The sequence below is a fragment of the Corynebacterium riegelii genome (assembly GCF_001263755.1).
Taxonomy (GTDB): domain Bacteria; phylum Actinomycetota; class Actinomycetes; order Mycobacteriales; family Mycobacteriaceae; genus Corynebacterium; species Corynebacterium riegelii.
In genome coordinates, this window is the sequence record NZ_CP012342.1 from 2418003 (window position 1) to 2441549 (window position 23547).

General features: G+C 59.5%; 16 protein-coding genes. 10 read left to right on the plus strand and 6 right to left on the minus strand.

Features of this window, described 5'->3' with window-relative positions:
- The 7 genes from AK829_RS11400 to AK829_RS11435 all read left to right on the plus strand — a co-directional run.
- Nucleotides 1-371, plus strand: a 371-nt coding sequence (locus AK829_RS11400; RefSeq protein ID WP_198147772.1) for a hypothetical protein, incomplete at its 5' end; no start/stop codon positions are given.
- A gap of 1276 nt (nucleotides 372-1647) precedes the next feature.
- Entirely contained in the window at nucleotides 1648-6003 is a 4356-nt protein-coding gene (locus AK829_RS11405) for a Rib/alpha-like domain-containing protein (RefSeq protein WP_052206032.1), read from the plus strand.
- 487 nt (nucleotides 6004-6490) lie between these two features.
- Nucleotides 6491-7828, plus strand: a complete 1338-nt coding sequence (locus AK829_RS11410) for an AAA family ATPase (protein WP_052206036.1) — start codon at nucleotides 6491-6493, stop codon at nucleotides 7826-7828.
- Between the two features lie 398 nt (nucleotides 7829-8226).
- Nucleotides 8227-8544, plus strand: coding sequence for an antitoxin (locus AK829_RS11420; RefSeq protein WP_157045364.1), 318 nt, complete (start codon nucleotides 8227-8229; stop codon nucleotides 8542-8544).
- 144 nt (nucleotides 8545-8688) lie between these two features.
- Nucleotides 8689-10038 carry a phosphate acetyltransferase gene (pta, locus tag AK829_RS11425; RefSeq protein WP_052206042.1) on the plus strand — a complete coding sequence of 450 codons (1350 nt, stop codon included), beginning with the start codon at nucleotides 8689-8691 and terminating at the stop codon, nucleotides 10036-10038.
- Entirely contained in the window at nucleotides 10039-11244 is a 1206-nt protein-coding gene (locus tag AK829_RS11430; RefSeq protein WP_052206048.1) for an acetate kinase, read from the plus strand.
- A 307-nt stretch (nucleotides 11245-11551) separates the two neighbouring features.
- Complete coding sequence (locus AK829_RS11435) at nucleotides 11552-12448, plus strand: hypothetical protein (protein ID WP_052206050.1); 897 nt, start codon at nucleotides 11552-11554, stop codon at nucleotides 12446-12448.
- Between the two features lie 243 nt (nucleotides 12449-12691).
- On the opposite strand, the gene AK829_RS11440 is transcribed toward AK829_RS11435, so the two are convergent.
- From AK829_RS11440 to AK829_RS11455, 4 genes are all read right to left on the minus strand, one after another.
- Nucleotides 12692-13600: a DUF3800 domain-containing protein gene (locus AK829_RS11440; RefSeq protein ID WP_052206051.1), complete on the minus strand. Its 909-nt coding sequence runs from the start codon at nucleotides 13598-13600 to the stop codon at nucleotides 12692-12694.
- Between the two features lie 379 nt (nucleotides 13601-13979).
- The gene (locus AK829_RS11445) at nucleotides 13980-16340 is read right to left on the minus strand and encodes a serine/threonine protein kinase (RefSeq protein ID WP_052206054.1); all 2361 of its coding nucleotides are present in this window, start codon (nucleotides 16338-16340) and stop codon (nucleotides 13980-13982) included.
- Nucleotides 16337-17344, minus strand: a complete 1008-nt coding sequence (locus AK829_RS11450) for a glutamate ABC transporter substrate-binding protein (RefSeq protein WP_052206056.1) — start codon at nucleotides 17342-17344, stop codon at nucleotides 16337-16339. Before AK829_RS11450 ends, AK829_RS11445 begins: the two co-directional genes overlap by 4 nt.
- On the minus strand, nucleotides 17341-18690 hold the full coding sequence (locus tag AK829_RS11455; protein WP_145989943.1) for a hypothetical protein: 1350 nt from the start codon (nucleotides 18688-18690) through the stop codon (nucleotides 17341-17343). Before AK829_RS11455 ends, AK829_RS11450 begins: the two co-directional genes overlap by 4 nt.
- Here AK829_RS11455 and AK829_RS11460 point away from each other — a divergent pair.
- From AK829_RS11460 to AK829_RS11470, 3 genes are read left to right on the plus strand one after another with little or no spacing between them, the layout of a single operon-like run.
- Nucleotides 18689-19186: an NUDIX domain-containing protein gene (locus tag AK829_RS11460; RefSeq protein ID WP_052206536.1), complete on the plus strand. Its 498-nt coding sequence runs from the start codon at nucleotides 18689-18691 to the stop codon at nucleotides 19184-19186. The two genes, AK829_RS11455 and AK829_RS11460, sit on opposite strands and share 2 nt — an antisense overlap.
- The gene (locus AK829_RS11465) at nucleotides 19179-20117 is read left to right on the plus strand and encodes an ABC transporter ATP-binding protein (RefSeq protein WP_052206060.1); all 939 of its coding nucleotides are present in this window, start codon (nucleotides 19179-19181) and stop codon (nucleotides 20115-20117) included. Before AK829_RS11460 ends, AK829_RS11465 begins: the two co-directional genes overlap by 8 nt.
- Nucleotides 20110-20844, plus strand: coding sequence for an ABC transporter permease (locus tag AK829_RS11470; RefSeq protein ID WP_052206062.1), 735 nt, complete (start codon nucleotides 20110-20112; stop codon nucleotides 20842-20844). The genes AK829_RS11465 and AK829_RS11470 overlap by 8 nt, the downstream gene beginning before the upstream one ends.
- Nucleotides 20845-21217: 373 nt before the next feature.
- Here the strand turns inward: AK829_RS11470 and AK829_RS11475 are convergent, their stop codons facing one another.
- Nucleotides 21218-22744: a phospholipase D-like domain-containing protein gene (locus AK829_RS11475; RefSeq protein ID WP_052206065.1), complete on the minus strand. Its 1527-nt coding sequence runs from the start codon at nucleotides 22742-22744 to the stop codon at nucleotides 21218-21220.
- Between the two features lie 4 nt (nucleotides 22745-22748).
- Entirely contained in the window at nucleotides 22749-23540 is a 792-nt protein-coding gene (locus AK829_RS11480) for an exodeoxyribonuclease III (RefSeq protein WP_052206067.1), read from the minus strand.
- Nucleotides 23541-23547: the final 7 nt, after the last annotated feature.

Genomic DNA, 23547 nt, shown 5'->3' on the forward strand with positions numbered 1-23547 from the left:
TTGGTCTGGCTACCCAGATGGATATCCCGGGTGTGACCCCGATTGCTAATGAGGTTTCGAGTCGTATCGAGCAGGCGAACTCTCAGATTCAGCAGCAGCTGGGTATCTTTAACCCGCAGATGGCTGGTCAGGTTGCTGAGATCAATGCTCGCCTGAAGGAAGTCGGTGCAGACCTGTCCACGGTTGCTGCTGGCATCGCTTTGATCGCTGCAGGTATCTTGGCTGGCACGCTGATCTATGACAACTGCTCCCCGAACGGTGGTTTCAACTCTTCCGTGAAGGATCTGGAGTTGAAGGGTTCTTCCGGTAAGACGCACAAGCTGTCTTCGAAGAAGCAGGGTGAGGATAAGAAGCCCTCTGCTCAGAAGTAGGACCGCTTTCGTGTAGCTGCTTGTAGCTAGCTGCTAACCCCGGTGTTGTAGGGAATCACCTCCCTGTGGCACCGGGGTTTCGCGTATTTATGGTTTCGGAGACTCGACTTTGCTGGACCTTGAGGCATTGGATGGGCGGATTTGTCTTCGTAGTTGGGTAGCAGTTACGACCTAACAAGGCGGCGTCGTGCAGGCAGATGGTTGAGGAAAATGGCAGGTTTTTCACAAGGTCCTATTGGCGGTTGATGCAACGTGCCGTCTTGAGGGGGACTCAGGGTCGCTTTATCTTGTGGGGGTGTTGGATAAAAACACTCGCAAATGAAAAGGTGCCGACAGTAGCGATCTGGGAACGAGGGGAAACGCTAAACGGAGCAAGCAACGCCTGGCCGGTGGAAGCACCACAAATGATCTGAAGCAGGATGTTGGGACAATTCAACGAGAGATACACCATAAGGGCGATGATCTTTGTATCTGTCCGCCGTCTGCATTTCCCCAGTAGTAAGCATGACGGCTTGTGGGGCCGATTCACGGTCGCTGACTGTCTCGGTGATGTAGAGACTGAGCGGTGCTGGGGCAGTGGGGAGAGGACTTTTATCGTCGACGCAAGAGGCGAAAAGTGCAACTGGCGTTGCTGGACTGCGTCCTTCGCTACGTGATGCTGCGCTTGCCGGTTGCGCATGGTGTCAGCGGCAATAAAGATCCTGAAATGGACGGCAACAGGCTCGACTGACAGATGGTCGATACAAGTGTATGTACCCCCCAGATAAAGCGAATTGCCGAGAGGTTAGATTCGGCCACGAGCTAGGGGCGTCACGGCGATTTCTGGCGTTCGGTCCAGGAGCTGTCTATGGGGTAGGGCTCATCTTCGGTCCTGATTAACCGGCCATGAATACCCCCAGAATAGGGTGAGTTTGGGTCAATTGTTTCGTCGCTGGGTGCGAACGGTTTTGATGACGTGTCCCCCAGTGGTAAAAGCTGCCATCCACCTGTGATTTTTCTAAGTTATGCGTGTTATGGAAACGGAATTTGTGGACCTTTGGAGGTCAGTTGGGGGTTCTTTGGAGATTGCTGTTAGTTGAATTATTGCAGGTCAAAAATTTAGGTATAGCTAAACGTTTCCTATGTCTAATAGTCGCACCAGATTGAGTATATATTTTGCCCTGGCTAACCTTGCATGACGTGGGTGAGAGGCGGTTTGGCCGCAACTCTCCGATCAGCCCTGCGCCTAAAAGTGGGCGTAGGGACCTTGAAACCATTAATCCCTGGAGGGAAATACATGCAAGGAAAGAACATCACCCGCCGCCGCGGCACTAGCATCGCGGCTGCTGCTTTGTCATTGGCGCTTGTTGCGCCGGCTGTTCAGCCGGTTGTCGCGCCGCAGTTCGGAGCAGTTGCTAATGCTCAGACTTCGGGCACGGTTGCTGCTACTCCGGCTACGGATCCGTCTAAGTTGATCGAAGCGGATGGCATCGCGAACGGTTATGTCACAAAGCGAATCGATATGACGAACGCTTTCGCAACGCTGTCCGGTGTTATCGGCCTGAAGGAAACGAGTGCGTCGTCTTCCCTGAAGGGAACTATGGGCATCAACGATGCCACGGTGTACTTGCAGTTCAAAGACGTTGATGGCACGATTTCGCCGATCTACACCGCGAAGTCCCACCAGCTTGGCAATACCGCCGGCAACTACGCCTTCGATCTTCGCGCGAAGGACGAGGAGGGTAATCTGCTTTCCCACCCGGACAGTCCTGTGCCGGGCGGCGAGTACTCCTTCGTCGATGCTAACGGTAAACCTCACATCTTCCGCGCTAAGCGCGGTCAGGAGTACCGTATTTGGGTTGATTCGCCGCTGAAGAATGAGGAAACTGGCAACGACCTGGGTTACGTTCGTCAGGCTGGTGGCGGCGTTCCGGGTGCGTGGGCACCTGTCACGCAGGGCACGGCAAACGGTGCGTTCTACCTTGAGGGCAACAACATGCAGCGCACCGGTGTGTTCTTGGAGGAGCGCGCGCCGAGCGTTTCGGAAAACTCCTACATGGTGAGCCCGAAGTTTTCCATGGATGAGGAAGGCTGGCACAAGCCTTCCGGCACTGAGGCTCCGCGTTATTCCTACTTCGGCAGGGTTTGGTCCGATGCGGAAGGTGGTCCGGACCGTAACGAGGTCGGCCCGCTTTATTTCTGGAAGGGTGATCAGCCGATTGAGGGTGCGAAGGTCTATGCCTCGGTTCTTTCCGACGAAGGCATTGCGGAGTTCGAGCGCCTGGCAATTGCCGATAAGCCGTACCGTGAGCAGGCGGCCGCTACCAAGGCCATGATCGAAAACATGCGCGCGAACGGCAAGGAGCCGATCCTTAAGACCGTTGGTGCCGAAACCAATGCGGATGGCCGTTACACGATCCGCATGGGCGATGACATCGGACGTCGTATGAAGGATTACACGTACATCTGGGCTGAGAAGGACGGTAAGGTCCTCAACTCCTTCAGCGGCTTCCCCACGCCTGTCTTCCAAAGTGTAAATGCCAACTCGGGTGAGAACCCGAACTCCGACGGCGCAGTTGGCATCGCAAGTTTTACCAACCACCGTTGGTACAACATCAACTTCGCTGAGGTGCAGGCCGACATCACACACTTGGACATCGTTAATTACGATTCCTTCCTCAACCCGGCAGACCTTCCGGAAGGCATCAACAACCTTGAGCCGGCGAAGGTCAAGTTGACGGGCGCGCTCCCGTTCTCTGGTGATAACAAGATCCGTTGGATTGGTCCGGACGGTAAGCAGATTGGTGAAGATTGCCCGGTCAACACCCTGGCAGACGCTAAGAACTGTGACCTGGCTCCCGCAGACTTCGCAGAACCCGGCACGTACGTAGCGCAGCTGGTCAACGCTTACGGCGTCGTGATTGCTCAGGACTCCTTCATTGCTGTTGACAAGGTTCGCCAGAACGGTGAATTTGAGCCACAATACAAGGATGCTGAGGCGAAGGTGGGAGAGACCACGACAGTGGCAGCTCCGCAGGATAAGGATGGTAAGGACCTTCCTGAGGGCACTTCGTTCAAGCAGGTCACTCAGGTAACCGATCCGAATGGCAAGCAGATCGATACACCCAACTGGGTCACTGTTGATCCGGACGGAAAGATTAAGCTCACGCCACCTGAGGATGCAGAGGCCGGCGAGTACAACATTCCGGTTTTGGTGACGTACCCGGATGGCTCCCGTGAGACGATTACGGCGAAGGTCACGGTCAAGAAGGAAGAAGCTGCTCCCACTAAGACCACGGTTGATGATTCGAATGTGAAGCCGGTTGATCCGACTGAGGACAAGCAGGGCACTGGCATCATCGTCAACAACCCAGATAAGGACACCAAGGTCTCCGCTAAGGATGAGGACGGCAAGGATATCCCTGTCGTAATCAATCCGGACACTGGTGAAATTGAGGTCACCCCGGGTAAGGACGTTGATGGTCCGATCAATGTGGTCGTTGAGGATCCGGATCTGACGGATGGCAAGGTCAAGGTTGAGGTTCCGGTTAATGGTCACGAGAAGGATCGTGATGACAACAACTCTGACAAGACTCCGGGTAACCCATCGGTGAACACGACGCCTGAGACGGTTATCGAGGGCAAGCCGATCAAGCCGTTCGATACCGCGAAGGACGTTCCGGAAGGCGGCAAGGTTGAGGTTGAGAACCTGCCTGGTGGTCTGAAGGTTAACCCGGAGACCGGTGAGGTCACTGGTACCCCGGACAAGATCACTGACTGGGGTAAGGAAGAGGAAAAGCGTGACGTTGAGGTCACGGCTGTCATCAAGGACAAGGATGACAATAAGGTTGCCGAGGGTAAGAAGGTAATCACGATTCAGCGTGATACCGATGGTGACGGCACCCCGGATATCACCGACACCGATGATGATGGTGACGGTGTATCCGATGAGGATGAGAAGAACGCCGGTACCGATCCGAAGGATCCGAACTCTGTTCCGCCATCGATTGTTCCTGGTAACAGCACCGATGAGGTGCCGGCTAATGGTGAGCCGAAGCCCTTGGACGACAAGGTTAAGAATCCGACTGAGGGCATGACTGGTGACGTTCTGGATAAGGACGGTAACAAGATTCCAGATGCCAAGGTTGAGGTAGATCCGAACACTGGTGAGATCAAGGTGACGGTTCCGGTGGGTACCGAGCCGCAGGATGGCAAGGTTGTCGTCAGGGACAAGAACCGTAACCCGGTGGGTGAGATCGATATCAAGATCCTCGACCCGGAGTCTGACGCCGCGAAGAACACTCCGGATTACGGCGATCGTAAGAACGTCAAGGCTGGCGAGACCGAGAAGTCTGATCCGTTTGAGGGCAAGACCGATGTTCCTGTGAAGGAAGCAACGGGCAAGCCGTCTGCTGGTTCCGACGAATGGACCTTCAACACCGTCCCGAACACCGGTGTTGTTGAGGCAACGGCTCCTGGCTACGACAAGGTCGCTGAGAAGATCGATTCTGAGCTGCCGAACATTGATAGCAGCTGGGAGAAGTTCAAGGAGATCTTCACTCCGTACGTTCGTCCGTCGGTAGATGTTGACTTCACCTACAACGATGACACGACCAACGATGCAACCGCTGAATTCGATCTGGTTGGCAAGGACGGCAAGTCCCTGCTGGATCCGAACGGCGACTTCGACGGTGACGGTATCTCGAACAAGGACGAGATCGAGAAGGGTTCTAACCCTGCTGATGAGGAGTCGACGCCGGATGAGGCCGCACCGACTGTGGATCCGGTGAAGCCTGGTGATAAGAAGATCACTGGTAAGGACAACCGTCCGAACTCGAAGGTCACTGTGACCTTCCCGGATGGCACCAAGGAGGAGGCGACCACCGATAAGGACGGCAACTGGTCTGTTGACGTTCCGGAAGGTACGGACCTGAACCACGGTGACAAGATCACGGTCACTGACGAGGCGGGTAACCCGACCGAAGTCACGGTTGAGGACAAGACTGCTCCGAAGGTGAACGAGATCAAGCCGGGCGACAAGAAGATTTCCGGTACCGGTGATCGTGAGGGTGAGGACATCATCGTCACCTTCCCGAACGGCAAGACTGCTAAGACCAAGACCGGCAAGGACGGCAAGTGGTCTGTGGATGTTCCGGCCGGTCTGGATCTGAAGACTGGCGATGAGGTCACCGTTGCAGACGGTGTTGGTAATAAGACGACCGAGAAGGTCGGCATCGACACTGGCAAGTGTGTTGCGACCTCCCTTGGCTTTGGTCTGCCGCTGATTGCACTGCTGCCGATTGGTCTGGCTACCCAGATGGATATCCCGGGTGTGACCCCGATTGCTAATGAGGTCTCGGCTCGTCTGGAGCAGGCGAACTCTCAGATTCAGCAGCAGCTGGGTATCTTCAACCCGCAGATGGCTGGTCAGGTTGCTGAGATCAATGCTCGCCTGAAGGAGGTCGGTGGTGACCTGTCCACGGTTGCTGCTGGTATCGCCCTGATTGCTGCAGGTATCTTGGCTGGCACGCTCATCTATGACAACTGCTCCCCGGACGGCGGCTTGAACTCCTCCGTGAAGGACCTTGAGCTGAAGGGTTCTTCCGGTAAGACGCATGAGCTGTCTTCCAACAAGCAGGACAAGAAGCAGTAACAGTTACTCGTAACGGACTGGCAACCCCGGTGTTGTAGGGAATCACCTCCCTGCGGCACCGGGGTTTCTTTGTACCGCGAGTCTGCGCAATTAGTGCTGGTCTGTAGGGGAATCTTTTGGGACCTAGGCGCATCCCTTGGAAGGGTCGGGAAAGCCTGCGCCCATAACGATCCAGGTCGAACGCAATGGGAAGCACACTTATATTTTCTGACTCCGCCACCTACACTTAACGCAACAGTCCCCCTGTAAAGCCCCTCGAAGAAGCGCAACCAGGGGTCCTTTTCTATCTATTGAATTGGGGGTGAGTTTGTGCCTGTTCCTTCACATCCGTATGCACGACGGCAGAGGCACCTCCCTTGGCATCATCGTTAGCGTTGTGCTGGCGATCGGCGGTGCGCTTGCCGCAGCGTTTGGCTGCCGTTTTGGAGGATGTGCATTAGCTACTCTGTTTTTCAAATTAAGCAGTATTTGAGCGAAAGGGATAGCAATGCCCACAGCTGACGCTTCGTGGTGCCTTCGCACCCTGGAAGTGGAGAACTTCCGGGTGTTTGAGCACTTGAGCCTAGAGTTGGATGACCAGCTCACACTGCTTATTGGTAAAAACGGTTCTGGTAAGACCGCGATCTTGGAAGCACTGGCTGTGGCGCTGTGGGAACCAGTGCGGGAACTTGCTGGAGACACCAAAGGCGCAAGAAATATCCGTATTGAAGACGTGCGCCAACGCTACAGCAAAGCGGAACAGACAACAGGCAGACCATCTTCCGACCTGATGTTTCCAGTGTCGTTACGGGTAGACGGTATTTTTGATGGCCAGCAGATGAGCTGGCAACGCTCTAGGGGCAGTCGCTCAGGTAAGACAACCTCTGCAGCAAAACCGGTGAAAACCCACTTTCACGAGTTGGGACAAATTGCTGCCGGGAAGGTGGATTCGAAAGAAACTGTACTGCCCGTAATTGCCTTTTACGGGGTGGAGCGAATGACCGGAGAGGTTCGCCTGACGTCAAACGTGCGCTTCTCCCGTAGGAGCGCATATGACTGGGCACTCGATCCTCGTGCGGGACTGAACTATGTGTCAAGCTATTTCCGGCAATTGGACGGTGAAATCATCAGAGCTGCCAGTATGGGCGATGAGGTCCCAGCAGGGGCGATGCGCCAGTACAAAGCCATGGAAATAGCTGCTGAGAGCATGCTTGAGCCGTTGGAGTGGAAGAAGCTGCGGTGGGACCCAGTTTCCAAGCAGATGGCAATGAAACATCCCAAGCAGGGCTTCCGACCACTTAATGAGCTGCCGTCAGGCGCAAAAACTGCCGTAGGCCTAGCGCTGGATATCGCCAGCAGGATGACCCGTGCAAACCCGCACTTATCCGCGGAGGAAGTGTTGCGGGAAACCCCAGGCATAGTGCTTGTAGATGAGATTGACCTTCATTTGCACCCGAGTTGGAAGCGCCTCATCGTTCCTCAATTACGCGCGCTGTTTCCAGCGGTGCAGTGGGTGCTGAGTTCTCACAGTCCGCAGGTCATCGCAACGGTAGAGGCCGAAAAGATCCGGGCTATCAGCGTGGACGGAGACGTCGTAGTACCCAGTTACGCCGAAGGCTTGCGTCCAGAAGTTGTGCTGGAACGTATTCAGGGAACTGATGCGTCACCTCCGGTGCCAGTGCGGCGCGAACTCGATACATATATCAGCATGGTGTATGCCGGAGATGGTCTCACCGAGGCCGCGCAAGAACTGCGAGCAGATCTCGATGCAAAGCTCGGGGGAGCGGAGTGGGAAGAGTTGCTACAAGAAGCTGATGCGATCCTTGCGTTTGAAAGCGCAGAATAAATGTTTTGCCACGCTGATGTGAAGTCTTATCCCGCAGAGCTGGACCATCTGGCCCACCAAGGGGTGCGATTTGATGACTTGCCAAAAGATACGCTTCAAAGAGTTGCGGAAGTATTTGCTGCAGAAGCAGGGAAATAGGTGTGCGTATTGTGAACGCAGCATAGGCCTTCAGGAGAGTCGTCGAAAGGGCTACGTTGAGCTCTTGAAAGCAGCTACGAAAAAGGCACGTGTTCCGGCGAACCGCCAACGGAAGAGCCATGATGTATGTGTGGGCGTGCCGATTTGGGGTAGTTGGTACCGCGAGTGGTCAGTCATTGTGGCCAACTACGAACAGATCATTTGGTCAAGGTCCTTGTTTGTGCAGTACAGGAGATATATTCTCGTGACTATCCAACATTGTGAATGGAGGTGAGCTTGCCATGACAGGGAGTACATACGCCGAACGACTGCGGACAACGGTTTTTGAGTTAGGCACAAGCCAGGCTGTAAGAATCCCAGCAGCACTGCGGATCGAAACAGACAACGCAACGATTGAGAAAGTGCCTGAAGGGCTTCTTCTCCGACCTTTAGGTGAAGACTTTGGCGCCGTGGTGTCACGGTTGCGGGAATATCAGGAGGCGCACGGAATAAGCGGCGGCCTCATCGAGGAGGTTGGCGATTTGCCGCTTGATCCCATTCCGGTGGTTAGCGGCCTTGATGCCACTGACCATCGTTAGAAGGAACGGGTAATGGGATATTTGCTCGAAACTTACGTACCGCGCACATCGCGCGCTATTACGGATCCCGCGTAACCTTTCTCACCAAAATCCCCCGCACGTTTCCCTGCGAAGCATGTGGCGTTGGCCGGTAGACTTGGCCGCATGACTCAACGACAGTCCTTGCTTGTTACTGTTGCCAACCGCACATTCGAAGGCCTTGACCTTGATGCCCTGGCTGAACGCTTGGGCCTTACCCTCACCCAGGTGCAGGGTGAGTCGGTGGCTGCCGTTATTGCCTCCCACAACCCCGATGAGCTGCGCCTGTATCAGGGTAGCGGTGACTACAACTTTGACGCTGAGGTTGCCGCCGCACTCGGCGTACCGGTCATCCTGGTCACCGCCGATGACCGCGCCGCAACACTCGCCGCGGATCGCGTGGGGGAGCGGGGTGCCGCCATCGCCGCCCAAATCACTGGCGATGCGTTCGCCACCTTCACACCCACCCAGGTGGAGACCAAGCCGGTCATGAGCCCCGCGCTGTTCGAGCACCAGCTGCTCCAGCAGGCAAAGGCCAACCGCAAGCACATCGTCCTGCCGGAAGGTGAGGATGATCGCATTTTGCAGGCTGCCCACCAGTTGCTTAAGCATGGGGTTGCGGAGATCACGATTCTTGGCAACGTCGGCGAGATGCAGTCCCGCGCCACCTCCCTCGGCCTCGACCTATCACAGGCTCACTTGCTGAACCACTTGGAGTCTGAGCTCATTGAAGAGTTCGCGGCGGACTTCGCAGAACTGCGCAAATCCAAGGGGGTTACCTTGGAGCAGGCTCGCGAGACGGTCAAGGACGTCTCCTACTTCGGCACGATGATGGTGCACAAGGGCCTGGCAGACGGCATGGTCTCCGGAGCTGCGCACACCACGGCGCACACGATTAAGCCATCGTTCCAGATCATCAAGACCGCCCCGGGTGCTACGGTCGTCTCCTCGATCTTCTTGATGGTTATGCAGGGTCGCCTCTGGGCGTTCGGGGACTGCGCGGTCAATCCCAACCCCACCGCCGAGCAGATCGGTGAGATCGCGGTCGTCTCCGCCAAAACTGCAGCTCAGTTCGGTATTGACCCGAAGGTTGCCATCCTGTCGTACTCCACCGGCACCTCCGGCGCAGGCCCGGATGTGGAGCGCGCCGCAGCCGCCGTTGAGGTTGCAAGGTCCGCTGAGAGCACCCTGCTTATCGACGGCCCGTTGCAGTTCGACGCCGCCTGCGACCCAGGAGTTGGCGCCAAGAAGGCTCCCGATTCGCCTGTGGCAGGACACGCGAACGTGTTCATCTTCCCCGACTTGGAGGCCGGCAACGCGGGCTACAAGATCGCGCAGCGTACCGGCGGCGCCCTGGCCGTTGGCCCGGTGCTGCAGGGCCTGAACAAGCCGGTCAATGACCTCTCTCGTGGTGCGACGGTTGCAGACATTGTGAACACGGTTGCCATCACGGCAATCCAGGCAGGAGCACAGTAAATGGCATACGTACTGGTTATTAACTCGGGTTCCTCCTCGGTCAAGTTCCAGATTGTTGACCCAACTGCTTCGGCGTCGGACGCCCCGTTTGTCTCCGGCTTGGTGGAGCAGATTGGTGAGCCCCAGGGCCGCGTCACCATCAAGCACGGCGATGACAAGTGGGTTGTCCAGCGTGCAATCCCCACGCACACGGTTGGTTTGCAGGAGTCGTTCCGTCTCCTGGATTCCAAGGGCATCGGCCCCACCCAGCTCGACCTGGTTGCCTGTGGGCACCGCGTGGTCCACGGCGGCATGGTGTTCTCCGAGCCGGAGCTGATCCTGGATCCGGTGGTGGACATGATTCGCTCCCTCATCCCACTCGCGCCGCTGCACAACCCGGCGAACATTGACGGCATTGAGGTCGCCCGCGAACTCCTGCCGAACATCCCGCACGTGGCGGTGTTTGACACCGGCTTCTTCCGCAACCTCCCGCCAGCCGCGGCACTCTACGCCATTAACGCCGAGGTTGCAGAGAACAACCTGATCCGTCGCTACGGCTTCCACGGCACCTCGCACGAGTTCGTGTCTTCCCAGGTCCCGGCACTGATTGGTCGCGACCCGCACCATACCCGCCAGATCGTGCTGCACCTTGGCAACGGTGCCTCGGCCTCCGCGGTGGAAAACGGCCACCCTATTGACACCTCGATGGGCCTGACCCCGCTCGCCGGCCTGGTCATGGGCACCCGCTCGGGCGACATTGACCCGGGCATCATCTTCCATTTGGTGCGCCAGGGCGGCATGACTATCGACGAAATCGATAACCTCCTCAACCGCCAATCCGGCGTAAAGGGCCTCTCGGGTGTCAACGACTTCCGCGAGCTGCGCCAGATGATTGAGAACGAGGACGAAAACGCCTGGCTGGCCTACAACGTGTACATCAACCAGCTGCGCCGCTACATCGGTTCTTACATGGTTGCCCTTGGGCGCGTGGACGCCATTACGTTCACCGCCGGTGTTGGCGAGAACGACAAGTTCGTCCGCCGCGACGCGTTGGACACGATGGAGAACTTCGGCGTTGAAATCGATCCCGAGCTCAACGACCTACCCAACGACGGCCCGCGCATCATCTCCACCGAATCCTCCCGCGTCAAGGTGCTCGTGGTACCGACGAACGAGGAGTTGGCGATCGCCCAAAAGGCCGCCGCCGTCGCCGCCCGCTACGCCTAGCGCCTCCCAGCCCAACCCGGCTCGGCACGCCTAGCCCCCGGCCGGCTCGGCACGCCTAGCCCCCGGCCGGCTCAGCCCGCCTAGCCCCCGGCCGGCTCAGCCCGCCTAGCCCTGCCCGGCTGGCCCAACCGCTGCCCCGGCCCCTCCCGGTCGGGGGTATAGCTTTGCGCGAGGCTCACACTTTTAGTGAATAGATGCTCGGTCAGAGCGTCGAAAAGCAGAAACTCAAGCCCCTGACCGAGCATCTACTCACAAAAAGTACAAGGATCCGCTTGCGGGGTACCCCAACCTCCGCCATAGTTCGAATATGCACCCGCTTTTCCAGGAGATCCGCTGCCAGCTCATTGACACCCGCTGGCGTGCAGACGGCACCGCCGACGTCCGCGCCGCCGCCCAAACCCGCGACCTGATTCGCGTCTCCGGCAGCATCTACATGCAACGCTCATTTGCAGAAACCCTCACCATGGAAGGCCACTACCTCGCCATCGCCATGGCCACGGTCCTGAACACGCGAAAAGCGGTACTCGTGGGCAAGTCAGCGGCCCTAGTCTTAGGCCTGGCGGTGAAGAACCCCACCACGGTGGAGCTGGGTCTGCTCTCCAACAACGTGCTGCGCAAAGACGCCTGGCCGCATCGGACGGTGTACGTGCGCGACCAGATCGAAGCCGAAGACGTCCTGGATATCCACGGGGTCCGCACCGTCAACGCCGTCATGGCCCTGGCAGGCGTGATCAAGCGCGGCAGCTTCGCTGAGGGCCTCATTACTGCCGACACCCTCCGCAACCTCCCCACAACCCAAAATCCCACAGAAGCCTCCACAGCAACCCCCGCCGAAACCGGCGCCGAAACCGAGATCCCGGAACGCTACAGCCGACTCGCCGGCCCGTGGACCAAACGCATCGAGCCCGTTTGGCGACACTCCCGCCCAGGCCAAACCGGCCTCAAAGAAATGAGCGAAGTTCGCGCGCTCTTGATAGAGCAACGAGCAGACGTTGCCGTCAACGTCATTGACCAGGCGTACAACACCGTTCCCTTGGTGGTGAACAGACGGACGTCGCTGCGCATTCTTGAGAACGGCCCGCACCGAATCAGTGTGACCTCTCCCAGCCAGTTCATGGGCTATCGGGACGTCACCGTGGGTCTCGACACCTACAGGAGAGACCCCAGCCGCGTGGTCAACTTCGCCCTCGGCCGCATCCCCTAATCCAACCCGTAAGCATGTCCGAGCTCCGTGGCGCTCTGCGCGCTCTCGATGGTGTGCGTACCCCTGTGGGGCCAGATGCATTTGCGGAGGAGGGGGGATCCTCCCCGCTTCACTCGTCCGATTCGGTGTCTGCTACCAGGCATTCACGGTGCTGCTATGGAGAAGCCTCTTTCGACATTTCAACTTGGTATTGCCTTGTGACAGGCTACCGCAGTCTCCTAATTTGAGGAGTCAACTGGATGCTCATTTTTGTGTTCGGGCTGCTGCACGAATTCTCTCGAGTTGAACGATGTGGTCATCACGCAAACTGTATCCGCCCTGGTTGACAAACATGGGTCTGGCCCCCGGATAGATGAGTTGGGAATGGTTAAAGTCGCTTATTGACCGCTCATATAGGCGAAGCTTTGACTCGTAAGTAAAATGCCCATTCGCAGCATCGGCCGCTACGGATAGTGGGATCCACTGGTATCGCGAGTCTTTCACAAGTTGGTTATCGATCGCCCGCTTTACGAATGCGCAAACCCAATCGGCGAGTTGAATGTTAGTTGAGTTCTCGCTGTCTATGTGCATGGGTAGCTCTACGATCCTGCGCATCTCTTTGAAGTCTTGGCTTCGTCGGTATATGTGTGCGTACATTGCAGGCAAGCGCTGCTTCCTTGATTTCTCGTTAATCTGATCCATCATGACGAGGATGTTGGAGCTGTTGTAGTCTGCGTGCCGTGCAAGTCTGTTCAGGGTTTCCCGCATGGCTGTTTCTTCGCGTTGCCGGAATTCCTCAGGGCCAGTATTGACTTGTTTGGGAGTGCCTAACGGTTTTTCTTCGGCGTAGTAGAAGAGTTGGCCTCCGAGACGTGCGATTTCTCCGAAGAGACTTGCGAGTATCCGTACATTTAGTGGGCGAGCTTCGTTTACGCCAGCGAAAAGTAGGTCTGCTCCCTTCTTTTCCCATCGCCCGGGATTTGCAGCCTCTTTAATTTCTTTGGCAAAGGCCTCTTGCTTTATTTTGGCAAATTTTGCGCCTAATTCTCGAGCTGCTTCTTCTGGGATCACGAATCCGCCGTACCCGAACGCAGGGCTGTCGTTGAAGCGTTTGTGGTCAGGAGACACAAATGCTCCGGACTGTCCTATTTCGTCGATGTAGGCGAGCAGCATGAGTTTGAGTATAGAAACGCGTAAGGTCTCCTTGTTGTCAAGGAGACCTTACGGAGTTGCTGCCCGGGGCATTCTTGCTTGCGCTCAACCCTGGCCTACGACGGTGAATCTACCACTCGGAAAAGCATGCTGCAATGTCAATAGTTCGGAAGTCTTTGAATTGTTTGTAGTTGCAGTGTGTCAAAGAGCGATGCTGTTTAGAGTGAATAAATCTAGCCAACCTGACCTTCAACACGTCTGTCCTCAAAAATAGTGAATAGATGCTCGGTCAGAGGGGTGGGTTTCGGATTTTCGACGCTCTGACCGAGCATCTACTCACAAAAAGTGTGACTCTCGCGGAAAGGGGTATCCCCACCCCAGAGCCAGGCAAGGCCAAAACTTAGAACCAGGTCGAGGGCCGAACTTTGTTCGCCATGTCCACCAGCGCGTAGCGGTGCTTCGCGTACGGCGCCACACGCGCCTGCTCCCGCAGCGTCATGGCAAGCCCGCGGCGAAGCCCCCGCAACGTGAAGTCATACTCAAACAACGGCTTTGCAGACGCCGCGGCAGACACACCGTTATCACGCAAAAACGTCAACGCCGCGCGCAGCACGAAGATCTTCACCTGCAAGAAACGCGGTTCCGTATTCGGGATCTCTTCCAGCCGGCGCGCCGCCGTCCGGATCCTAGACTCCGTCAGTTCACGATTCACCAGGCACAAAATTGCCGTCAGGGATGCCATCCGGTTGTGCCGTGAAGACTGCGGCACCCTATCCAACGCAGCAACCGCAAGCTCTACCTCGCCTTCGTGCATCAGCTGTCGCGCCAACCCAAAGGCGGACGACACCGTCGTCGGGTTCGCCGCCCACACCAACGCATACAAACGCATGGCGTGGAAGCGAAGCATCGCGGGGCTATCCGCCACCATCGTCCAGGTGGGATCCAGCAATCCCTCTTGGGTGAGGTTGTGGAAGAAGGACGTCGGGACGTCTGCAAGCGAACTGCTCAAACCGGCACTCGCGCGCGCCAACGTGTCATCCAGCATCTCATTCGTGTTCGCTCCGGAGCGCTGCAGCAGCAGCTCATCGGTGGCGGCAAGGGCGAGCTTCGGCGCGGCCTCACCAGGCAGGATCTCCAACACAACGGAGAAGTCCCGCTGCGCCGCCACGAAATCCTCCTGCAGCAAATCCACCACGCCGGAGTACCAGTGGTAGCGCCAATTGCGCCCGTAGCGCTCGTCCAACGAGGACAACCAGTTGCGCGCCTGCGCCGTTAGCCCCAGGTCCAACATGGTGCGCACCACACCGAATGGGATTTCCATGGACTCTTCGTACTGCGGGGTCCGCATCGCCTGGCGCAGCATCTCAAGCGTTTCCTGCGGCTCCGCGTAGGAGGAACCTTGCAGCATGGCAGCACCCACATCGTGGCGGTCAATCAGCGGGGAGGGAAGTGCTGCGACTACTTCGGGTGGGGTGATTTCGACGGTGCGCGTGATGCCGTCGATAAGCTGGTCGGTGTGAAACACCAAGTGCTTGGTGCCGAAGGTGGTTCTCTGCGGGGAGAAGAGCGAATGCTGGGCGGGGAACGTCACCTGGTCACGGATCGCCAGCACCTCACGCAACACGCCAAGCAGCTGCAGCTCCATCGCGTGCGCGGAGTGGAAGCGGCGCTCCGGGTCCGGATCACACGCACGCGCAAGCACGCGGTAGAGCGAGGTGTAGCGGCGAAACAGCGGCTCATCGGTTGGCGAAGGAATGCCGTGCTCAAACACGCCATCTTGAGAGGGCAGATCAATCACCAACGCCGCAAGGGTGCGGCCCACGGTGTAAATGTCCGACTCAATCGACGGACCATCACTTGCCACCTCCGGCGCCTGGAAGCCGCGCGTGCCGTAGATATAGCCATACGCACCGATACCGGAGACTGCACCCAGGTCAATCAACTTCACTTGGTCCTCGGTGACAATCACGTTATCCGGCTTCAGGTCGTTGTACACCACCCCGCGGCTGTGCAGATACCCCAGCGCAGGCAGCACCTCCAGCATGTAGGCAATCGCCACATCCGGCTCCAGAGGCTGCGTGCGCCGGCTGCGTAAAGACGGCCCACCCACATACTCCATCACAATAAACCCACCCGGAACGCGCGGATCATCAATGAAGTTGAAGATCTTCACAATCCCCGGGTGCGTAATATCCGCCAAGAATTCACGCTCCGCGGCAGCGGCCGCCGCCTCGTCCGCATTCGTCGTGGAATGCAAACCCTTAAGCACCACCACACGACCCGCAACGAAATGGTCCTGCGCCAAGTAAATCCAGCCCATGCCACCGTGGGCGATCACGCCCATGATCTCGTACTGGTTCGCCACCATGTCACCCGGTTTCAGCGCCGGGGGAGCGGCCTTCGAATCTTGCGGGTTGATCAGCGACTCCGCAGGCACCGTCGGTGTGACCCACGGCAACTCCACCATGCCGTCCGCCACCACACGGCTGGCGCGCCGGGCACCACGACGCTCACGGAACGTATCCAACGCTTTGAGCCGTGAGCGCTGGCTTTCCATCTCCTTGAGCAGACCAGCCATGTCTCCAAGCGGCTCGTCGTGGAAGTCATCCTCATCATCCGTGAACGGGTCGAAGGCGACGGCTTCCGTGCCGGGGTACTCTGCCGGCTCGTCTGGGTTAGCCGGGTCTGCCGGCTCGGCTGGGTCATCCGCGAACGGGTCGAAGTGCACCGCCTGCGTGGGCTCGTCGTGCTGGGAATTCACTGCGCTTCATCCTCCTTCGCGTACATCTGCCGCGGCAGCCACGACTCTGCAAGTGAGGTGCGCAGCCATTGGTTGTACATGCGGGTCCAGGTGCCGTCGCTACGCAAGCGCTCAATCGTGAAATTCACCTGGCGCACCACATCATCATTGCCCAGGCCCACGCCCACGGCGTAGCGCTGCTCCGCAAGCCGCTCTGGGAAAATCTGCATCAAGGGGTCCTGGGCGACCATGCCGGCAAGCAGCGTGTCATCCCCAATCACCGCGTCCGCCTGGTACTGCTGCAACGCCATCAAACAATCGGACCAGGAACGCGTGCGCAGCACCTCAGACTCCGGCACCTTCTCACGCACCAGGTTCAGCAGGTTCGTGCCGTCCACCGCGCACACCGTTTTGCCCGGCAGATCATCCAGGCTTGCCACGTCACTGTCGCGCGGGGCGAGCATCCGTACGTACGACGTCAGATACGGCGTGGAAAAGGACACTATCTCCGCACGATCAGGTGTGACCGACATCGTACGAATCACAATGTCCACATCCCCCGAACGCAACGCTTCTGCACGCGAGGCGGACTCCACAAACCGGAACTCCACATGGTCAGCGCTGCCGAAAATGTCACGCGCAATCTCACGCGCCAGATCCACCTCAAACCCGCGCATCTCGCCTGCTGAGGGATCACGGTAACTCAACAAATACTGCGACTGATCCACACCCACCAACACACGGCCGCGCTCACGAATGCGCTGCATATTCGGCCCGTCGCGCTGCTCCTCCGTCCCGGGCGGCAAGGAGCCCGGCCAGCCCCACTCCTCAGGCGTGGAGGCGTACTCGCCCTCCGGTGCAACACCCGGCGGGTCCAGGATCGCGCCGGGTGGGCGCAGCGGCTCACGCGTGGACAGCGGCGGGTCGCCCGCAGGCGGCGGCGGGGGGCTTGTGCACGCGGTTGCAACGAGCGCAACCGTTGCACAAGCCGTTGCACAAGCCGAAATCACAAGACGGCGCTTCATCGGTAATACTCCCCAAGCCGGGGGCGAATACCCGCCCAAATGCACGCCACCGCAAACAACGTCAACCCCGCCACCGCGGTAGACACCAGGCGCGTGGCATCCAAAGAGGCGTTGATGAACTCGCGCGTGTTCTCCCGCGAGAAGTCAATCAGCTTCTGCAGCTGCGCATCTAAATCCGCGTAGGCGGTGCTGCCGTTGACTAGGTCGATGGCGGTGGTGAATCGGCCGTCGGCAAGCAAACGCTCCAGCTCAGCGTGCTCCTGCGACCATGCGGACAGGTAGCCGCGCGCCGGATCCACCTCCGCACCCAGCGACTCCGCCGCATCCAACGCGCTGCGAATATGCGCGCCCGTCAGCGCGAAGCTTTGGGACGCCCTAGTTACCGAACGCCGCGACAACAACGCCAACGTCTCATCCGTGCGGGTCTCCTGGGCCTCAATACGCGCCCGCGCCAACTGCTGCCACGGGTCCGCCGCGCGCTGGAATCCCACCGCCCCGGACTCCCACGCCTGGTAGTTGGACGCGCTGACCCAGCCAACCGCAATCACAATCGCCGCCGTGGCCGCCACAAACCCCTTGTTCAGGCGGCGGCGGAACACACGCCACAGCGCCCACTGCGCCGCCAGCAAAAACCCAAGCGCCGCAAACAGGCCACTGAGCGGCACCCACTGCGGCGCGGACAGGCGACGCATCTCACGCGCCACCTCCTCCTGGGTGAGCCGCGAGAGCTGATCCGCCTTCAGCAACATCCCGTCGCGCATCACGGAACTGGCCTGCGTCATATACGCCACACCCACCGGGTTACCAATGCGCTGATTCACCTTCGCGCGCTCCATCAACCCCGTGTAAACGGGCAGGTCACGCTGGATATCCGTCACCTGCTTGGTAATGATTTCGCGCGTGGCCTCCGCCGCCGCGCCGCCGCCGACCGTGGTCACCGCGCCCTCATGAATATCGGCAGCCGTGGCGGCCGCGCGGTCAATACTGGCCGCGTACGCCTCCATCTGCTCCTTCGTCAGAAGCCCCGGCTGCACAAACGCGTTGGTGGAAATCGTGTCCGCCTGACTCAGGCTGTTGTACAACAGGTGCGCCGAATGCGCCATCGGCTCCGTGGACGTAATCAGCGTGTCCAGCGCCCGCTGCCTTGCCGCAATGGACTGGCTCATGGAAAAACCGGCCGCAAGCAGCGCCAACGTAAGCACCAGCATCATCGCCACCAGCCGCCCCGGCGTAGACGCCAGCCCCGCCGGAATGCGCACAAGTTGAAAGCGCCGCCGCGTTGCGGTCTCGGCGCTATCAAGCCAGGCGTCGTCGAACATTCCCCAAGAATATACAGTGGGGCTCATGCTTGGCGACGGAAACGGCTGGGTCCACCACCACAACCACAAATACTGGGGCCTTCATGGCGCCGCAGGGCTCTTCTTGCTTGCCGACGCCCACGTGCTCCTCCAACACCGCGCCCCCTGGACCGCCGACGGCGACACCTGGGGCATCCCCGGCGGCGCACGCGACTCCCACGAAACTGCCGCCGAAGCCGCTCTTCGCGAGACGGTAGAGGAGTGCGGCATCGACCCTTCCCTGGTGACGGTGGTGGACAGCGTGGTCACTTTCGAGGTGCCGGGGTGGAGCTACACCACCGTAATCGCGTCGGCGGAGTCTCGGTTGCCGTTTGCCGCGAACGAGGAGAGCGTGGAGCTGCGCTGGGTCCCGCTGGAGGAGTTAGCCGCTTCCGGTGCTTCCGCTCCATCCCGGGGTGTAATGCCCCTGCCATTACACCCCGGTTTCGCTGCCTCTCTGCCAACGGTTCTGGCACGCGTCGGGCATACTAATCCGCATGATTGAAGTACAAGGCCTGACAAAGCGCTACGGCGCAGTCACCGCCGTGGATGATCTGACCTTCAGCGTCCAACCCGGTCACGTCACCGGCTTTTTGGGCCCGAACGGTGCAGGTAAATCCACCACAATGCGCATGATCCTCGGCCTGGACAAGCCAACCGCGGGCACTGCGCTTATCAACGGCGCGCCCTATTCCGCCCTTACCAACCCCACCCGCACGGTGGGTGCATTGCTGGACGCGAAGGGTGTTCACCCGAATCGTTCCGCGCGTGCGTCTTTGTTGTGGCAGGCGCAGGCGGCGGGGTTGCCCGCCTCACGCGTGGACGAAGTGCTCTCGCTGGTTGGCCTTTCGGAGGCTGCCGGCAAGCGCGTCGGTGGGTTCTCGCTAGGCATGAGCCAGCGCCTCGGCATCGCGGCGGCGTTGCTTGGGGATCCCGAAATTCTCATCCTCGACGAACCCGTCAACGGCCTGGACCCCGAAGGCATCCGCTGGGTCCGCGGCCTGCTGAAGTCCTTTGCCGCCGAGGGCCGCACCGTGCTCGTGTCCTCGCACCTGCTTGCAGAGATGGCGCAGACCGCCGACCACCTCATCGTCATCGGCAAGGGCAAGCTGGTCGCCGACACGTCCGTCGCCGAATTCATCCGCGGTAACTCTGCGGTGGTGACGGTGGTGAGGGTTGGCGTGGGCGTCGATAAGCAAAAGCTCCTTGGGGTACTCAATGAGTACACCGAGACTACCGACGCCGACGGGCGCCCAACCATCGAAGTGCCCAACATGACCAGCGACGAGGTCGGCGCGGCGGCGTTCGCGGCCGGCGTGCAACTGGCCGAGCTGAGCGAGCGACGCGCCTCGCTTGAAGACGCCTACATGCAATCCACCGAAGGCCACACCCAATACGCCGCATCTGCATCTGCTCTGGAGGCTTCCCGTGACTAATCTTCTGCCTGCCGAATGGACCAAACTGCGCACCACCGCCGCGTTCTGGTGGACCTCCGGACTGACCGTGTTGATCGCCGCTGGCTATGGCGCGCTGTTCGCCTGGACCGCGCGCCTGGGCACCATCCCGTACATTCCCGTCACCGTCATTGCAACGGTAGCGCTGACCAGCATCATCGTCATGATCGTTCAGCAATCCATGGTGGTGACCACCGAATACCGCTTCGGCATCCCCGCCACCAACTTCCGCATCGCGCCACAGCGCTGGAAAGTTGCCGCAGCGAAAGCGGTGCTCGGCGCTGTGTTGGCGGCCGTGGTGTGCGCCGTGGCGCTGGCGGCGGCGCTGACGCTTGCGGATCTCACCGCACCCGTCTCCGCCAACTGGCCCACCAACCCCGCCACGCAACGCGCCATGTGGGCCGTGCCGCTGGGGATGGCGCTGGTAAGCCTGTTCGTGCAGGGCATCGGCTGGATCGTGCGCAACACCGCCGGCACCGTGGTCATTGGCATGGCGCTGCTGTTGGTGCTGGAATCCATCGTTGGCATGATCCCAAACATTGGCGCTGACCTGGTCAAATTCATGCCGTTTGGCAACATCATCGCGTTCATGACCAACCAGCCCACCCCCTACTGGGACTCCGTCTGGCACGGCTTCGGCGTGTTCGCCGTGTGGGCGGTTGCTGTGTGGGGCGTTGGCGTGGCGCTGACCGCGGCGCGCGACGCCTAGGGGTTGGTTTTGGCCGTTGGGGTGGGCCATTGGCCGTTGGGGTGGGCCATTGGCCGTTGGTTCTGACAAATGTGACGACGCGATTTTGGCGATAACGCCCTGACCTGGGCGTTTAAAATTTCAAAGAGTGCCGAAATGTCAGATTTGTCAGGACCCCACACTGCCGACTGACAAATGTGACGACGCGATTTCGGCGATAACGCCCTGACCTGGGCGTTTGAAATTTCAAAGAGTGCTGAAATGTCAGATTTGTCAGAGACTCAGTCGGCAGCGCAGTACCGGCGGCGGGCCGGCCGAAGCGGCGGGGCCGAAGCCGCAGCGCTAGAGCCGAAGCCGCAGTGCCGGCGGCGGGGCCGAGGCAGCGGCGCCAGGCCTACTGCAGCGCCGAGGTCAGTTTCATCACGTTGTCGATGTAGCGTCGGTACCAGGGGCGCTGCTCCCAAACCTGGGGCAGGAGTTCTTGGGAGACGGCGATGTAGTTCAACGCTAAGTGATGAAGCGCGGGTAGGAGGGAGCCGGAGGCGATGAACAGGGAAGATTCGTAATTCAAAGAGAACGAACGGATGTCCATGTTGGACGAGCCAATGACGCCGACGGCATCTTCGGTACCGGGATCTGCCAGTACGAACTTGGAGTGCAGGATATATGGGGCAGGGAATTCCCAGATGTGGACGCCGGCGTTTAAAAGCTGCTCGTAGTAGGAAGATTGGGCGTGTTGGACCATGAACTGGTCGGCCTTCGCGCCGACGAGGAGGTCCACGCGCACACCTCGGTAGCAGGCGGAGGTGATGGCTTCCAGCATGGAGTCTTCGGGCACGAAGTAGGGGGAACACAGGATCAGGTGTTCGCGCGCGTGGTGGATCATCGTGTTGAACATGCGCAGGTTCGGCTCGGTCAGGTAGCCGGGGCCGGAGGGCACCAGCTGGACGACGTTCGCGCCAGCGCACGAAGCACCCGAAGCGCCCGAAGCGCCGCCACCAGCGCCCGAAGCGCCACCAGCGCCAACAGCACCCGAACCAGAACCAATCTCGCGCGGGGAGCGCAGTTCGAGGACTTCGCCGGATTCGGTGAACCAGTCCACGGCGAACATGGATTCCAAAGACGCAACGATGGGTCCGCGCACTTCGATGAATGCGTCGATCCATTGCCTGCCCGCGCGCTTATGCCTGCGTAGCAAATAGGTGCGGTCGATGAGGTTGAAGGAGCCGAGGAGGGCGACGTTGGCGTCGATAAGCAAAAGCTTCCTGTGGTTGCGAAGATCGGGGCGGCGCCAGCGGCCGCGCAGTGGGGCGAGGGGGAGCATCATGTGCCAGTCCACACCGATTTCGGTCAGGCGCTTCTTCAACTTGCGGAAGCCGGGGTATTTTTGGGAGCCGATGTGGTCGAATAGCAGGCGGACGTGGACGCCGCGGGCGACGGCGCGCTCGATGGCTTCGAAGACTATGCCGGTGGTGTCGTCCCAGGCCACGGCGTAGATTTCGATGTTTACGTCGTGTTGGGCGTTGTCGATGAGTTCGGCCATGCGGTGCATGGTCATGTCGTAGTCCGTCCACAGCGCGGGGATGGATGCTTCCAGCGCCGGGTAGCCGGTGAGTGTGCGGTTGAGGCGCACGATGGAGGAGGCCTCGCCGCTTAAAGACCCGGGCTCATCCGGAATGTCCGTGTGGATGTTGTCCACGGCCTCTTTGGCTTCCACCTGGATGCGGTGGCGGCGCCGGGACGCTATCCGTGAGCCCATGAGCAGGAACAACGGCAGGCCAATCACGGGCACAAACAGGATGAGCAGCAGCCACGCGTTGGCGCTGGACGGTTTGCGCCCGCCCGGCACGATACCGATCATGACCAGCTTGATCGCAAAATCTAGGACGAACAGCGCCGCCTGCCACCACGAAACGTCCATAAGATCAGCGAACCGCGTCTATATCCAGCGTGTGCGTATCAAACTGGGCGATCACCGGCGCGTGGTCGGACGCGCCCTTGCCGGAGCGTTCCTCCACGTCAACCCAGGCGCGCTCGAACCCGTCCGCCAACGGCGCGGTGGCCAGCAGGAAGTCGATCAACATGCCTTGGTTGCGCTGGAAGCGGGCGGATTTGTAGTCCCAGAAGCTGTACGGCTCTTCGTGCTTGACCTGCGACAACCCGGTCTCAAGCAGCATCTGGAACGCGGCGCGCTCCGGCTCGGTCACGTGCGTGCGGCCCTCAAAAAACGACACGTCCCACACGTTGGTATCCCTGGGCGCAATGTTGAAGTCGCCGCACAAAGCCTGGTGAGCGGACGGTTGCACCACGTCGGCGAGGCGCCAGAGGAACTCCAGCTTGTAGTCATAATGCGGGTCCCCGATCTCGCGGCCGTTGGGCACGTACAGGCTCCACACATCCACGCCGCCGCACACCGCGCCAACGGCGCGGGCTTCACGTACAGGCTCCCCGGTTTTGGCAAACGCCGGCTGGCGCTCGAACTCGTGGCGTACGTTTTCCAGGCCGACTCGGGACGCAATCGCCACCCCATTCCACTGGTTGTAACCAACATGGGCGACGTCGTAGCCCAAGGCGTTGAAAACTGAGTAGGGGAATTTGTCGTCCGCGCATTTGGTTTCCTGCATGCACAACACGTCGATGTCACCGCGTGTGAGGAATGCGCCGATGCGCTCAGCGCGGGTTCGCACTGAGTTGACGTTCCACGTGGCAATTCGCATGCAGTAA

Excerpts from the sequence above, each read along its gene's own strand:
- AK829_RS11440 (WP_052206051.1), bottom strand. The coding sequence starts at position 13,600 with ATGCTGCTCGCCTACATCGACGAAATAGGACAGTCCGGAGCATTTGTG.
- AK829_RS11450 (WP_052206056.1), bottom strand. The coding sequence starts at position 17,344 with ATGAAGCGCCGTCTTGTGATTTCGGCTTGTGCAACGGCTTGTGCAACG.
- AK829_RS11405 (WP_052206032.1), top strand. The coding sequence starts at position 1,648 with ATGCAAGGAAAGAACATCACCCGCCGCCGCGGCACTAGCATCGCGGCT.
- AK829_RS11430 (WP_052206048.1), top strand. The coding sequence starts at position 10,039 with ATGGCATACGTACTGGTTATTAACTCGGGTTCCTCCTCGGTCAAGTTC.
- AK829_RS11480 (WP_052206067.1), bottom strand. The coding sequence starts at position 23,540 with ATGCGAATTGCCACGTGGAACGTCAACTCAGTGCGAACCCGCGCTGAG.
- AK829_RS11475 (WP_052206065.1), bottom strand. The coding sequence starts at position 22,744 with ATGGACGTTTCGTGGTGGCAGGCGGCGCTGTTCGTCCTAGATTTTGCG.
- pta (WP_052206042.1), top strand. The coding sequence starts at position 8,689 with ATGACTCAACGACAGTCCTTGCTTGTTACTGTTGCCAACCGCACATTC.
- AK829_RS11460 (WP_052206536.1), top strand. The coding sequence starts at position 18,689 with ATGCTTGGCGACGGAAACGGCTGGGTCCACCACCACAACCACAAATAC.
- AK829_RS11410 (WP_052206036.1), top strand. The coding sequence starts at position 6,491 with ATGCCCACAGCTGACGCTTCGTGGTGCCTTCGCACCCTGGAAGTGGAG.
- AK829_RS11435 (WP_052206050.1), top strand. The coding sequence starts at position 11,552 with ATGCACCCGCTTTTCCAGGAGATCCGCTGCCAGCTCATTGACACCCGC.
- AK829_RS11465 (WP_052206060.1), top strand. The coding sequence starts at position 19,179 with ATGATTGAAGTACAAGGCCTGACAAAGCGCTACGGCGCAGTCACCGCC.
- AK829_RS11455 (WP_145989943.1), bottom strand. The coding sequence starts at position 18,690 with ATGAGCCCCACTGTATATTCTTGGGGAATGTTCGACGACGCCTGGCTT.